This window comes from Gilliamella sp. Gris3-2 (assembly GCF_001690345.1).
In the GTDB taxonomy this organism is placed as follows: Bacteria; Pseudomonadota; Gammaproteobacteria; order Enterobacterales; family Orbaceae; genus Gilliamella; species Gilliamella bombi.
In genome coordinates, this window is record NZ_LZHB01000083.1 from 15,743 (window position 1) to 30,038 (window position 14,296).

Here is a 14,296-nt window from a genome sequence, read left to right on the forward strand (position 1 = left end):
CCATTACGGCAGAATCAACATTTTTTTATAAACAATAACATAACGAAAGGAATAGTAATGATTGCCGATCCTTCTGTTTTATTAAGGCGACTCAATCCGTATTGTGCAAGAGCACTTGAAGCTGCGGCAGAATTATGTCAAACGAGAGCACATCCAGAAATTACACTTGAACATTGGCTATTAAAATTATTAGAACAAGGTGCTGGTGATATTTCATTTATTGCAAGACATTACCAACTAGATATGGACAAAGTCTGGCAAGGATTATTGAATTATTTAGACATTTTACCACACACAATTAATACAAAACCTAGTTTATCGTCATCGTTGATTGCAGTATTACAATCAGCATGGTTAAAGGCTTCACTTGAAGATCAAGAAGATGTCATTCGTTCAGTACATATTTTACAAGTGCTACAAGAGATGCCTCATTGCTTAAAAGCACAAGATGCATGGCAATTGCTTAGCTTATCCGTTGTGTCATTACAAAAAATGCGTACTCAATTAAATGAAATATCAGATGAAAACCCAGTAAATCAATACAGCTATCATTCAAATAATGATATCGATAGTACATCCCAATCAAAAATTGATACTAATCAGGATTCGCAAACAGCTGAGACTAAAAATAACCAACAACAAGCTGTGCAACAAAAACATTATCAAGCAGCGCTTAGTCGATTTACTGAAGATATTACCGAAAAAGCGAAAACAGGTAAAATTGATCCTGTATTTGGTCGCGATAGTGAAATAAGGCAAATGATCGATATTTTATCTCGTCGTCGCAAAAATAACCCAATCTTAGTGGGGGAACCTGGCGTAGGTAAAACGGCATTAGTTGAAGGATTGGCGCTTCGTATTGCAGAAGGCAACGTGCCTAAGAATCTTGAAAAGGTTAGCATATTAATGCTTGATCTTGGCTTGCTACAAGCTGGTGCTGGCGTAAAAGGTGAATTTGAACAAAGATTAAAAAATGTGATTGAAGCTGTTCAACAATCACCGAACCCAATATTACTGTTTATTGATGAGGCGCACACCATTATTGGTGCAGGCAATTCAGCTGGTGGAGCTGATGCAGCAAATTTATTAAAACCTGCACTAGCTAGAGGTGAATTACGTACAATTGCTGCTACAACATGGTCTGAATACAAACAATATTTTGAAAAAGATGCTGCGTTAGAGCGCCGTTTTCAAATTGTTAAAGTTGATGAGCCTGATGACGAGAAAGCCTGTCTTATGCTACGTGGTTTAAAATCACGATACGCAAAACACCATGGTGTACATATACTGGACGAAGCTGTTAAAACAGCGGTTTCGCTTTCTCGACGTTATATCAGTGGTCGTCAACTGCCAGATAAAGCCGTTGATCTGCTTGACACAGCTTCAGCAAGGGTTCGCATGGGGCTAGATACAATACCTGAATCAATCACGTTGCTTGAAGCCAAAATTGCCTCATTGACAATAGAACAAGAAGCAATAGAAGCTGATGTAGTATTAGGAGAACAGCTATCAACAGATCGTATGGGGGAAATCGATTTACAACTAGGCGAATTACAAAAAAAATTAACCAATCAACAAATACAATTTGAAAAAGAGAAAAAACTTGTTGAAACACTAATTGAGTTACGACAAAAATTAACACTAAAACAAGATAAAAAAATTCAAAAGCAACTGATTGCAACACAGCAAAAATTAAGTGAACTACAAAAAAATTTACCTTTATTGTCACTTGATGTTGATAGCCGAATTGTCTCTTCAATTATTGCCGATTGGACCGGAGTGCCATTAGAAAGCCTACTAAAAGATGAACAAAGCCATTTGCTTATGTTAGAAGATGATTTGCGTTTACGTGTTGTTGGTCAAGATAACGCGCTTTTTGACATCGCTAAACGGATTCGTGCCGCAAAAACGGGGCTAACCTCAGAAGATGCGCCGATTGGAGTATTCTTATTAGTCGGACCATCTGGTGTAGGTAAAACCGAAACAGCTTTAGCTTTAGCTGATACACTCTTCGGTGGCGAACAATCTTTGATCACCATTAATATGTCAGAGTATCAAGAAGCTCATACCGTATCACAACTCAAAGGATCACCACCAGGATATGTGGGTTATGGTCAAGGTGGAATATTGACTGAAGCCGTCCGTAAACGCCCATATAGCGTTGTATTATTGGATGAGGTCGAAAAAGCGCATCGTGATGTATTGAATCTATTTTATCAAGTATTCGATCGTGGTTTTATGCGAGATGGTGAAGGCCGTGAAATTGATTTCCGTAATACCTTAATATTAATGACTTCTAACCTAGGCAGCGATGAATTAATGGCATTATTTGATGAAATGCCAAATGCTGATATTGCAACACAGCAAGAATTATTGCGCCCTATTATACGTGAACACTTTCAACCAGCATTATTAGCGCGTTTTCAAACTGTCATTTATAAACCATTAGATGATGTTGCACTACGCAAAATTGTTGAAATGAAATTAAATAAAGTCGCCTCTCGATTACAAAAACATTACAAAATTGAGTTTAATGTTGGTCAAAAACTTTACGATACTTTAGTTTCAGCTTGCTTATTGCCAGATACAGGTGCTCGTAATATCGATAGTATTTTAAATCAACAAATCTTACCAGTAGTTTCTAACTTGTTACTACAGCAGGATAACAGCCAAAATAATCAATCACTAACGTTACAACTCGACTTTAGCGAAACAGATGGCATTGTACTTGAATGGGTAACGAAAAATAGTAAAACTAAGCCAACAAAAGCTAAAAAGGCAACAACGGTAAAAAAAGCATCCTCAAAAGTATCAAAAATAGAGGAAAAAGACAGTAATAAAAAACAATTAGAAAAAGAAACAGCTAGTCGTACAGAGTAAAAAATAAATAGGAGAACAACATGTCAAACGAACTTAATCGTCTTCTGGAGCAACTCGGTGAAGGTTTTGGCGATCTAATGGCGGGTTTGAGTGGGGTTAGCCATAATCGCTATACCTTAACGGTTGACGGGCTGGGGGCGCCGATTTCGGTTTTGCATATTGATGGTGATGAGTCGTTAAACCAGCCTTGGCGTTATGTGATTACTTTTACCTGTACTGATAAAACCTTATCGCCTGATTCCTTTCTTAATCAAAAATCGACCTTCTCCTTTAATCCTGTTATCAACAAACCATTAACTTCCGCTATCCGCTCATTAAGTGACTTGCCCACGTTGAGTAATAAACGCACCTTGCATGGGGTGATTACTGAGTTTAGTCAGTTATCGGTCAATAAAGATGAAGCCCATTATCAAGTGGTGTTATCTTCGTGCTTAGCACGGTTGGCTGTGGGGCAACATAATGCCATATTTCAAAATCAAAGTGTGGTCAGTGTGGTTGAAGAAGTGCTACGCAGTCATGGTTTGACAGGCATTGATTACCGTCTAGAGCTAAAAGATAGCTACCCTGAGCGGGAGTTTATTACGCAGTGGCAAGAAAGTGACCTTGAATTTATTCAACGCTTATTGGCTGATGTCGGTATCTGGTTTCGCTTTGAAACACACGCTGAGCACAACTGTGATGTAATGGTGTTAAGTGATTATGAGCAAGGCTATGCGCAGGTGGCTGATATTGACTATAAACTGCCCAGTGGCATGGCAGATACGGGCGTTGAAAGTGTGTGGGATATCAGCTTGCATAGCGAAGTGGTGGTCTCCTCAGTCAAGGTACAAGACTATAACTACCGTGATGCCCTAGCCGATTTACAGGGCGAGATTAATACCCAACCCAAAGACAGCACCACCTATGGCACTGACTACCGTTATGCCGAGCACTATAAAGGCTTAGATAGCAACGGACAAGAAAAACCGCAAAATAGTGACGATAATCGTGATAATGACAATAACACTCACGATAATCAGATTGAAAGTGGTCAGTGGTATGCGCGTATTCGCCATGAGCAGGCCATTAGCCAGAAAATTATCCTCAAAGGTAAGAGTAACCGCTATAACCTTGCTCCCGGTCAATGGATTAACATCAATGGCAGTCCGCTGGCAGATATCAATGACGGGGTGATTATTTTAAGTGTACAGGGGCAAGGTAATCGCACTGATGCCTATGAACTCACCTTTACCGCCATTCCCTATCAAGCTTTAAAACCCTATCGCCCTGCGCCCATACGCTGGCCACAAGTTAGTGGCACATTACCTGCCCGTGTCACCAGTCCTAATCATGACACCTATGGTTATATCGACCCGCAAGGACGATATCGGGTTAAATTTAATGTTGACCTGAAACAATGGAAAAGTGGCACGGAAAGCTTATGGGTACGTTTAGCTAAACCTTATGCGGGTAACACCTATGGTTTTCACTTCCCGTTAATTGACGGCACCGAAGTGGCCATCGCCTTTATGAACGGCAACCCCGATAGGCCGTATATAGCCCATGCAATGCATGACAGTGCTCACCCTGACCTTGTTACCACCATCAACAAACACCGCAATGTCATTCGCACCCCAGCTAATAACAAACTGCGCATGGATGATAAACGTGGGCAAGAACATATTAAGCTAGCCACCGAATACGGAAAAACTCAACTTAATATCGGTCACTTAGTTAACGAAAAAAAACAACCCCGCGGTGAAGGTTTTGAACTACGCACCGACGAATGGGGCGCGATAAGAGCGGGTAAAGGGCTGTATATTACCAGTGAAGAACAAACGCAAGCAAGTCATATACAGCTACAAATGGACAATGCTATTAAAGAACTAGCGCAAGCGACTGAAATGGTTAAACGGCTCAATGAACTTGCCGAGGCCGCCAAAGCTGAACTGGCTGATTTACAAACCCAAAAACAGTTATTTGAACAAAGCTTAAAAGAACTAAAACAACCGGGAATACTCACTTACGCACCAGCTGGCATGGCGGATGTCACCCCAAGTTCAATTCAACACACCGCAGGTGAAAACATTATCCAGACAGCACAAAACACGGTTGATGTTAGTGCGTTTAAACGCTTTATGGTCACTGCGGGTAACATGATAAGCCTATTTGCCAACAAAATGGGCATAAAGCTATTTGCTTCGCAAGGTAATGTCGAAATACAGGCTCAAAATGATGAAATGCAATTAAGTTCAAAACAAAATATGACAATTACCAGCACCGACAGCGAAGTGATTATATCAGCCAAGAAAAAACTTGTATTGGCATGTGATGATGTTGCTATTGTAATTGAAAATGGCGGGATAAAAATGCTCGCCCCAGGTGATGTTCAGATTGAATCTGCTAGCTTTCGTATATTAGGACCTGCAAATTACCAAGTACCAGAAGTTGAATTACCGAAAGGTAGCCAATGCTCGGAGACAATATAGTGGATACATTACAACAACAGCTAAATAGTGAAGATAACAAAAAATACTATCGTTATTTATTAATTGATATGCTTGGCGTAACCAGTGAATTAAGCGAACTTTATCCACAACAGTTAAAACAACTTTTACCGCCAAAAAATATTGAGGTGGTTAAGCGTCCAGAGTTATTACATGAATTAACGTCTTGCCCTCATTTAGTCTGTATTGGTCACCCTAATCAAGATGTCAATACAGATCTATTATTTTCCTCAATGGTTCAAGTTGGTGAAGATTTTTTAACCACTAAACCGTATATTTGCGGTTGGCTTGTAGCGCAACAAACGATTGATGAAATTGCACAATGGTTACCTAAAATAGGCTTAATATTGGGCGAAATGTGTTCAATGCGGTTTGTACCCTTTTACGAACCGTTTAGAATGCAACTTTTACAAGATAGCCAACTGACCGATCCAAATTGGATAAATGTGTTTTTCCCAACTAACTTAACTTACTACTATATTGATATACAACAAAAATTAAGAGTAATCGAACCGAATAAAGATAATCAGTTACTACCGTCAAGTTTGACACCTAAAATACGTTTTTTTCAAAAGGAATCTAACAATTTATTTAGGCTATATGTTAATTGGTATGACATCAAAGAAGAAATTAATCAAACCGTTGGCGAAAATGATTTAATAACATTAATAGAGCATTACTATACGGCAAGTTTACTTGGCTTAACAGACATTAAAGACAGAACGATCTATGTATTTTATTCCATGCAGTATGGTGATCTACAACAACATGAAAAAATCAGCGCTATCATTGACGATGTTGCTTTGCAGTCGCCAGGAACATTATCAGAGCAATTTTTGGCCATCAATTCAACATTCCAAGCATTATTGAAAAACAACAAAAATAAAAAATAGAAATAAGGAAAAATGAAATGGATTCTAATAACAAAAACAACAAGAACAATAATTCAGACTTCGAAGACGACAACGTTGAAACTAATCAAGCGCCACCTGAAATTACGCCTGAGCTAATTAATGAAGCCGCAGCCAATATGAAATTGAGCAATGGTAAATGCGGTGCTTGCCAGCGTTCGGGTTTTCCACTTTTTTTAGTCCGAAAAAGTATTGTGCCTAAAAATTTTAAAGGTATCAAATGGGAGCAAGGCATGTTAGCTCTAGGCGATCGAGAACCTAAAGAAGCGTTAAAGCATTTTAAATATGCCTACCGAACGTTAAGAGAAGGGTACGTCTATATTTTGCTACACAAAAATAAATCAGTTAAAGAGTGGGAGGGAACCAATCTCAATTTATTAAAAGTGAAAGCTTTTGAAGTCACTCATTCTGGTGCTTTTCGGTTGAGAGAGCTAAGGGATATCAAAGGATCAAGACCAAAAGAACTACCATCATCTTGCGTTACAGAGGGGCATCAGTTTAAAGCGAAATTTATTACATTAGATAATAAAATTTATGATAAAGCGTGGATAGCCTATAGCCCTTATCGTTGGGATAAAGAAGTCATTGAATATTATCGTGAAAACGAAGAAATACGAGATGAACGTTTTACCGTTGTTGATTTAACCAAAACTAATCCTACAGAGATGGCTGTTTCAGAAAAGCAAAGAAGTTTTTCGTTTAATGACTTTATCCGTAAAGCCGATGATAATCAGGCACAAACTTCGCATCAACCCAAAGCTAGTGAAACAAATGGTGAGGATACCGAAAGTACTTCCATAAAACGTTATCTGGTTGAAATAGAATGTAGTAATAAAGAGGTGCTTGATTATTTTGATGAAAAACAACAAAAAAACTATCGAGATAAATTAACAAAAAAATCAACATCATTAAACACCCCAATTGACAAAGCGATAGGCAAAGGTGTTTTTTATACTAAAAAAGTCGATTTAAACCAAGTCGTAGACAGTAGCACATCAAATATATTTAATTATTTTAAACATATTTTTTGTACCGCTAGCCATTTTAACTCGTTAAAAAAGGAAGCAGGCGGACTGAATGAAAATTTTAAAAAGACGATAAAAGGTTACCAAGGTGAAGCGCGAGAAAATTCAAATTATCAAACTAATGAAATTGGCGTAATATTGATTGAAGACTCTTTAGGTTTAGCCGAAGAGCTATCAGTACAACGAAGACAGTTATTAGCACCAGTAATTAATGGGCTTGCAGGCCGAAGCCAAGAGCAAGCGATAGCGATTCAAAAAAGGCTAAGGAAAAATTTGGGTAAAACCACCCAAGATATTATTCGTGAAGAATCAACACAGCTTGGTGATGATATTGACCCAGATATTATTAAATCATTTTATGCAGAAAATATTTTAGATCTTCGGTATAACCAGCAGTATAAAGAGGTGTATGAAAATCTTAAAGTATTGGACTTTGCATTACCAACACAACAATGGTTATTTGAAAAATATCGAAATAAAATTCCTGCAATTATGGCCAATCTAGTCGGTAAAAGAACCAAAGCCATTGAAGATTATTTTACTAATCAACAAAGTCAGGCATCAGAGCACCCCTTTCTTTACTTTAAACCCGAAACCAGTTATGCACGCAACCAATACAATAGTATTGAAAATTATAAAGATATACTGAAAGTCAATAACCAAATTGAGGATGCGTCAGAGTGTATTTTATTTGCCTTTTATAAACCAAATGGTCATTATGATAAAAATTTAAAAAAAATTGCCGAACAAAATGCAAAGTTTTTGCTAAAAACTGAGCTTTATAAAGGGGATAATGGTAAGGACTTATTGGATAAAATTTATGTATTAGATGTGGTGGGTGATACTGAATTTGCGATCGAAAATAAATTTGCAATACCTATATCAGCATGTAAATTATATACAAATGAGGTTGCTCGTTTTTTTTATTTTAGATTTATCAGTGAGATCAGTATAAATGGTGCTCGCGTAAATGATGCTCCCCCACTAGGCGATTATAAACTTATTAATATTTCAGATGCGCAAAAAAAAGAGATTTTAGCTATTTATCAAGAAAAGAAAAAATTACGCACAATAGAAGGTTATGATGTTGTGGTTGTCAACTATCCCAATGCTAAAGACAAAGTTGCCGAATGGAAAAGAAACCAAAGCTGGAACAGCAAAGAATCAAAGCGCCTTAATAACGAATCAATAGCCAAATATAAAACGTTAGATAAAACCCTTTACCAAAATTTATCAACCTATGTTGAACAGGTATCAGAAGATTATTTTACATATCTATTATGGTTGTTTGGTGAGCAAAACACCGTCCCTTTTTGGTTAACCGAATGTGATCCCGATACCTCTGACCAGCATATTCTAGTGCTATCAAGTTTGCTGATTATTTTAGATAATGATTCTGTCGGCAACTTTTATTTAGATAAACAAGCCAAGCTGTGGTCAATGCTGATAAAAAATGAAAACAGTATTTATCATTATTTAATCGAGGGCTATAAAGGTGCTTATTCACTGTTTAATGTTGCATCAGGAAATATTCCCGAAACTGACAAGCAGTTAACGCAAGAGGTCAAAAAGATTTTAGCTAATCGCGGTAAAGGAATAACAAAAGGAAACACCAAAGTCAATAATCCTTTGTCGGGTGCTAAAGAGAATATCAAAAGAATCAAACAAATCTTGAATTTAAAGCTTAACGGTAATGTGACAGTCGGGGCTTATATAAAAGAAGAACTGATCAAATTATCAATGAGTAATATCGCCAAAAGCCTTTCTAATAATAATACCTATGACCTTAAAACCAAAGTGGTCGATACTCACTTGATTAAAGCGATGAATATGTTTTCAACGGCAACTCATAAACAATATAAAGTAAAAGTGCCAGTATCAAATCTACAACATTTTTTAGATAATCTTGGTAGCTCAGCGCAGGTTGTGTACGCCCAAAGTAATAATGGCAATCTAATAACCACCGATGGCACTCGTATTCGCGGGAACTATTCGTCAACGCAAGAAAGATTTAGACTTAAAAAACGAGACATAACTAAGGCAAAAAATACATTTGTTGAATTAGATATGTTACTGACATTTAGCAATGAAACAGAACGGACAATGTTTGAACAATCAATGACCACTAGTCGAGGTAATGCTAATGTAGATAAATTCAAAGATGCCAACGTGGTTAAATATGAAGAGCTAAACGCGGCTAAATATCAGGCAAAAGAAAAATGGCAAACTGCGGTGTATGATACGTCAGTATCTAGTGCGATGAATGTCTTTACGCTTGCTTATCAATATCTACAAATTAGTGGTTTGAAAACTAATTTGAATACATTAACCGATTCAGCATTTATCGACAAAGTTTCAAGAGCATTATTAAGAACCTATCTTGATATTGCTTTAACCGCTTCTTATGCCATTCTTGATGGCATAAAACTAAAAGCACTGTTTTGCGAGCGTGACAAAACACTTACCGATTTACTTGGTAAAATTGGTAAAGCTGGCAAAGTATTAGGCTATGCGGCTAAATCCATTGCTATAATCGACAGTTTTGGTGATCTATGTCGCTCAATGAATGCCGTAACCCGTGGTGATCCTGGCGCGGTAGGATTTATGATAAACTCAACCATTGGCTTTGCCGCAGCAGGGCTTGGCATGGTATTGGGCATTGCCGCCCCGTGGACAATCGTGCTGTTTTTAGCCCCATTTGTGATCAATTTTCTATTTGGTACTTATGACGACGGCAGTAACTGGGACGAAATGGACAAATGGATCAACCGCTCAATTTTTGGTAAATTTGCTCGCAATGACTTATATCCGCCTTATCCCATTAGCGATACAGGTAACTATTTATCCGAACAGGATTTTTACCTTGCTTCGCGCAAAGGATTTTGCCGAACCGCACATTACGAAGTTCAAATTCGTGAACTGATCGATGAAGGTAAAAAAAATAAAGATAAAGCACCACCCTATAAAGTCAATGGCATAAATGGCATAGTCTGGGGATCAGATGATCAAAGCGAATTGATTGATATCATAAACAAAACCCCAAACACTTCACTGTACAAGTTACATTTAGTGATGCAGTTACCCGATTTTGTCGAAGATAAAGCCGCATTTGAAGGCGAGATCACCATCCGCCATCGCGGTGAGCAATTAGAGACTATTTTGCAGATTAGTGATGGCAAAAAAGAATTAATTGTTCAGCCAATTCAATGTAATACCAAATGTTTTAAACCAGTGCATAAAAATATGGTAAGGAATGAAGAAGTAGAAAATTATGACTATTTGATAACTGACCCCGATAAACCAAATCAAGCATTAGAAGCTTGGTATAAAATGCAACACACCATTGATATAACAGTGAAATCAGATCCTTATGAAGAAGACAAAGACACCACCCAAACCGATACTAATACCGATACAACATCATCTAAGCCTAAAGCACCTGATGTAGGCTTATTTGGAATTAACCAGCTATTAGGTCGAGTAAATGGTGAGTTTGAAGTGATTTGCGCAATTCAATATTGGCCAGAAGGAAAAACCGACAGCGATGGTAATGCGGTCTTTCCTTATCTGCTCTCTTATCAGTATCAAGTTATTAACTGGGTCGAATCGTTGGTAAACGATATCACCACCGCAACAAAATAATCTTAATAAACAGGAGCTATAATGACAAAAAAACTAACCATCATTGCATTACTCATCAGTAGCGCACTAATTATATTTTTACTAAAAAGTTGTAATAATTACCTTTATAAAGACCGCATACAGGAAGAAAATGATCGTATTAACCCTACCGGCGATAGAGCGGTTTGCCTGCGGGTGGGTAAAATTTATCAGGATATGTACCCCTATACCATTCATTATCTTGAAGGGGAAATAGATCCTAACGATCCTTATGACAAAATCGCTGCTAATAACGAACTTAACTTAAAACTATCCCTTTATGCCAAAGAGGGATTATTTACTGAAGAGCTGGTCGGTCACGATGGCGACAAGCCACTATACCGCTATAATTTAACGGATGAAGGACGTAAATATCTTGGTAAAAAATGGAGTGCAACAAATTTCTGCTTTGGAAAAGTGGTGGTTGAAAAAATTGATGAGGTTGATGATCAAATGCAAGGGATAAGAATGGTGTTTTTTTATTACCATATGGAAAACGTCCCAAACTGGATAAAAAATAAGGATATTTATAGCTTGTATCCTGGTTATGGTGGTTTAGAGAAAGCCGTATTGGGGGGGAGTCCTAGGGGCGCACATTATTACAGCATAAAGCCTGATGGAAGCCTAAGTCTTATGAACGGTAAGAGTGGTCACTATGTTTTATAATCATAAATCATGGTGTTATTGTTAACTATTTTAACAGGTAACTATAATGAAAAAACACTTGAAAATCAACTCACTGCTATTAGGTTCGCTACTGTTGTTACCTTTACTCACCAGTTGTGATTTTAATGACTATAAAACCCGTATACAAGAAGAAAATGATTATAATAACCCAACGGGGAATAAAGCGGTTTGTCTTCGGGTGGGCAAGATTTATCAGAATATGTACCCCTATACAATTCATTACCTTGAAGGTGAAATAGATCCTAAAGATCCTTATGATAAAATCGATGCTAATAACGAACTTAACTTAAAACTATCCCTTTATGCCAAAGAGGGATTATTTACCGAAGAGCTGGTTGGTCACGATGGCGACAAGCCACTCTACCGCTATAATTTAACTGATGAAGGGCGTAAATATCTTGATAAAACATGGTGGGGTGGAACAAATTTCTGTTTTGGTCGAATTGTGGTTGATAAAATTGATGGGGTTGATAATCAGTTGCAAGGAATGCGTATGGTTTATTTTTATTACCATATGGAAAACGTCCCAAACTGGATAAAAAATAAGGATATTTATAGCTTGTATCCTGGCTATGGCGGTTTAGAAGCTGCGGTATTAGGCGATAGACCCGCTCCAGGGACTCATTACTACAGCATTCAATATGATGACAGTTTAAAATTAACAGCGGGTACTAGTGGTCACTATGTTTTATGATAGTAAATCATGGTGTTATTGTTAACTATTTTAACAGGTAACTATAATGAAAAAACACTTGACAATCAACTCACTGCTATTAGGTTCGCTACTGTTGTTACCTTTACTCACCAGTTGTGATTTTAATGACTATAAAACCCGTATACAAGAAGAAAATGATTATAATAACCCAACGGGGAATAAAGCGGTTTGTCTTCGTGCGGGTAAGATTTATCAAGATATGTACCCCTATACTATTAAATATATGCCAGGGTATCATAAAGATATGCACTATCGCGATCCTATTTATATTAATAATAAATTAAATGAACGACTAGCACTCTATGCCAAAGTGGGATTATTTACCGAAGAGCTAGTCGGTCACGATGGCGACAAGCCACTCTACCGCTATAATTTAACTGATGAAGGGCGTAAATATCTTGATAAAACATGGTGGGGTGGAACAAATTTCTGTTTTGGTCGAATTGTGGTTGATAAAATTGATGGGGTTGATAATCAGTTGCAAGGAATGCGTATGGTTTATTTTTATTACCATATGGAAAACGTCCCAAACTGGATAAAAAATAAGGATATTTATAGCTTGTATCCTGGCTATGGCGGTTTAGAAGCTGCGGTATTAGGCGATAGACCCGCTCCAGGGACTCATTACTACAGCATTCAATATGATGACAGTTTAAAATTAACAGTGGGTGCTAGTGGTCACTATGTTTTATGATAGTAAATCATGGTGTTATTGTTAATTATTTTAACAGGTAACTATAATGAAAAAACACTTGAAAATCAACTCACTGCTATTAGGTTCACTACTGATGTTACCTTTCCTCACCAGTTGTGATTTTAATGACTATAAAACCCGTATACAAGAAGAAAATGATTATAATAACCCAACGGGAAATAAAGCGGTTTGCCTCGCTGTGGGGGATCTGTATGCAGATATGTACCCCTATACAATTCATTATCTTGAAGGTGAAATAGATCCTAAAGACCCCTATGACAAAATTAAGCAAAATAAAAGACTTAACTTAAAACTATCCCTTTATGCCAAAGAGGGATTATTTACCGAAGAGCTGGTTGGTCACGATGGCGACAAGCCACTCTACCGCTATAATTTAACTGATGAAGGGCGTAAATATCTTGATAAAACATGGTGGGGGGGAACAAATTTCTGTTTTGGAAAAGTGGTGGTTGAAAAAATTGATGGGGTTGATGATCAAATGCAAGGAATAAGAATGGTGTTTTTTTATTACCATATGGAAAACGTCCCAAACTGGATAAAAAATAAGGATATTTATAGCTTGTATCCTGGTTATGGTGGTTTAGAGAAAGCCGTATTGGGGGGGAGTCCTAGGGGCGCACATTATTACAGCATAAAGCCTGATGGAAGCCTAAGTCTTATGAACGGTAAGAGTGGTCACTATGTTTTATGATAGTAAATCATGGTGTTATTGTTAACTATTAACTGGGTCGAATCGTTGGTAAACGATATCACCACCGCAACACAATAAACTTAATTAACAGGTAACTATAATGACAAAAAAACTAACCATCATTGCATTACTCATCAGTAGCGCACTAATTATATTTTTACTAAAAAGTTGTAATAATTACCTTTATAAAGACCGCATACAGGAAGAAAATGATCGTATTAACCCTACCGGCAATAGAGCGGTTTGCCTGCGGGTGGGTAAAATTTATCAGGATATGTACCCCTATACCATTCATTACCTTGAAGGTGAAATAGATCCTAAAGACCCCTATGACAAAATTAAGCAAAATAAAAGACTTAACTTAAAACTCTCCCTTTATGCCAAAGAGGGATTATTTACCGAAGAGCTGGTCGGTCACGATGGCGACAAGCCACTATACCGCTATAATTTAACGGATGAAGGACGTAAATATCTTGGTAAAAAATGGAGTGCAACAAATTTCTGCTTTGGAAAAGTGGTGGTTGAA

Annotated in this window: 9 protein-coding genes; all 9 read left to right on the forward strand. The window is 37.4% G+C overall.

Annotated elements, in window-relative coordinates; translation table 11 throughout:
- Window positions 1-57 precede the first annotated feature (57 nt).
- Window positions 58-2,880: a type VI secretion system ATPase TssH gene (gene tssH, locus A9G32_RS12160; RefSeq protein WP_065590675.1), complete on the forward strand. Its 2,823-nt coding sequence runs from the start codon at window positions 58-60 to the stop codon at window positions 2,878-2,880.
- Window positions 2,881-2,900: 20 nt separating this feature from the next.
- Complete coding sequence (locus tag A9G32_RS12165; RefSeq protein WP_081296858.1) at window positions 2,901-5,348, forward strand: type VI secretion system Vgr family protein; 2,448 nt, start codon at window positions 2,901-2,903, stop codon at window positions 5,346-5,348.
- Complete coding sequence (locus A9G32_RS12170) at window positions 5,348-6,259, forward strand: hypothetical protein (RefSeq protein WP_065590717.1); 912 nt, start codon at window positions 5,348-5,350, stop codon at window positions 6,257-6,259. Before A9G32_RS12165 ends, A9G32_RS12170 begins: the two co-directional genes overlap by 1 nt.
- Before the next feature lie 17 nt (window positions 6,260-6,276).
- Window positions 6,277-10,944: a toxin VasX gene (locus A9G32_RS12175; RefSeq protein WP_065590718.1), complete on the forward strand. Its 4,668-nt coding sequence runs from the start codon at window positions 6,277-6,279 to the stop codon at window positions 10,942-10,944.
- Window positions 10,945-10,965: 21 nt separating this feature from the next.
- Window positions 10,966-11,628 carry a hypothetical protein gene (locus A9G32_RS12180; protein WP_065590719.1) on the forward strand — a complete coding sequence of 221 codons (663 nt, stop codon included), beginning with the start codon at window positions 10,966-10,968 and terminating at the stop codon, window positions 11,626-11,628.
- A 46-nt stretch (window positions 11,629-11,674) separates the two neighbouring features.
- Complete coding sequence (locus A9G32_RS12185) at window positions 11,675-12,343, forward strand: hypothetical protein (protein ID WP_065639608.1); 669 nt, start codon at window positions 11,675-11,677, stop codon at window positions 12,341-12,343.
- 46 nt (window positions 12,344-12,389) lie between these two features.
- The gene (locus A9G32_RS12190) at window positions 12,390-13,058 is read left to right on the forward strand and encodes a hypothetical protein (RefSeq protein WP_065640684.1); all 669 of its coding nucleotides are present in this window, start codon (window positions 12,390-12,392) and stop codon (window positions 13,056-13,058) included.
- A gap of 46 nt (window positions 13,059-13,104) precedes the next feature.
- The gene (locus A9G32_RS12195) at window positions 13,105-13,770 is read left to right on the forward strand and encodes a hypothetical protein (RefSeq protein WP_065589598.1); all 666 of its coding nucleotides are present in this window, start codon (window positions 13,105-13,107) and stop codon (window positions 13,768-13,770) included.
- A gap of 100 nt (window positions 13,771-13,870) precedes the next feature.
- A partial coding sequence (locus A9G32_RS12200) for a hypothetical protein (RefSeq protein ID WP_141672914.1) occupies window positions 13,871-14,296 on the forward strand: 426 nt, incomplete at its 3' end.

What these genes read in the sequence shown, in the direction of transcription:
- tssH (WP_065590675.1), top strand. Translation starts at nt 58, where the DNA reads ATGATTGCCGATCCTTCTGTTTTATTAAGGCGACTCAATCCGTATTGT.
- A9G32_RS12165 (WP_081296858.1), top strand. Translation starts at nt 2,901, where the DNA reads ATGTCAAACGAACTTAATCGTCTTCTGGAGCAACTCGGTGAAGGTTTT.
- A9G32_RS12175 (WP_065590718.1), top strand. Translation starts at nt 6,277, where the DNA reads ATGGATTCTAATAACAAAAACAACAAGAACAATAATTCAGACTTCGAA.
- A9G32_RS12180 (WP_065590719.1), top strand. Translation starts at nt 10,966, where the DNA reads ATGACAAAAAAACTAACCATCATTGCATTACTCATCAGTAGCGCACTA.
- A9G32_RS12185 (WP_065639608.1), top strand. Translation starts at nt 11,675, where the DNA reads ATGAAAAAACACTTGAAAATCAACTCACTGCTATTAGGTTCGCTACTG.
- A9G32_RS12190 (WP_065640684.1), top strand. Translation starts at nt 12,390, where the DNA reads ATGAAAAAACACTTGACAATCAACTCACTGCTATTAGGTTCGCTACTG.
- A9G32_RS12195 (WP_065589598.1), top strand. Translation starts at nt 13,105, where the DNA reads ATGAAAAAACACTTGAAAATCAACTCACTGCTATTAGGTTCACTACTG.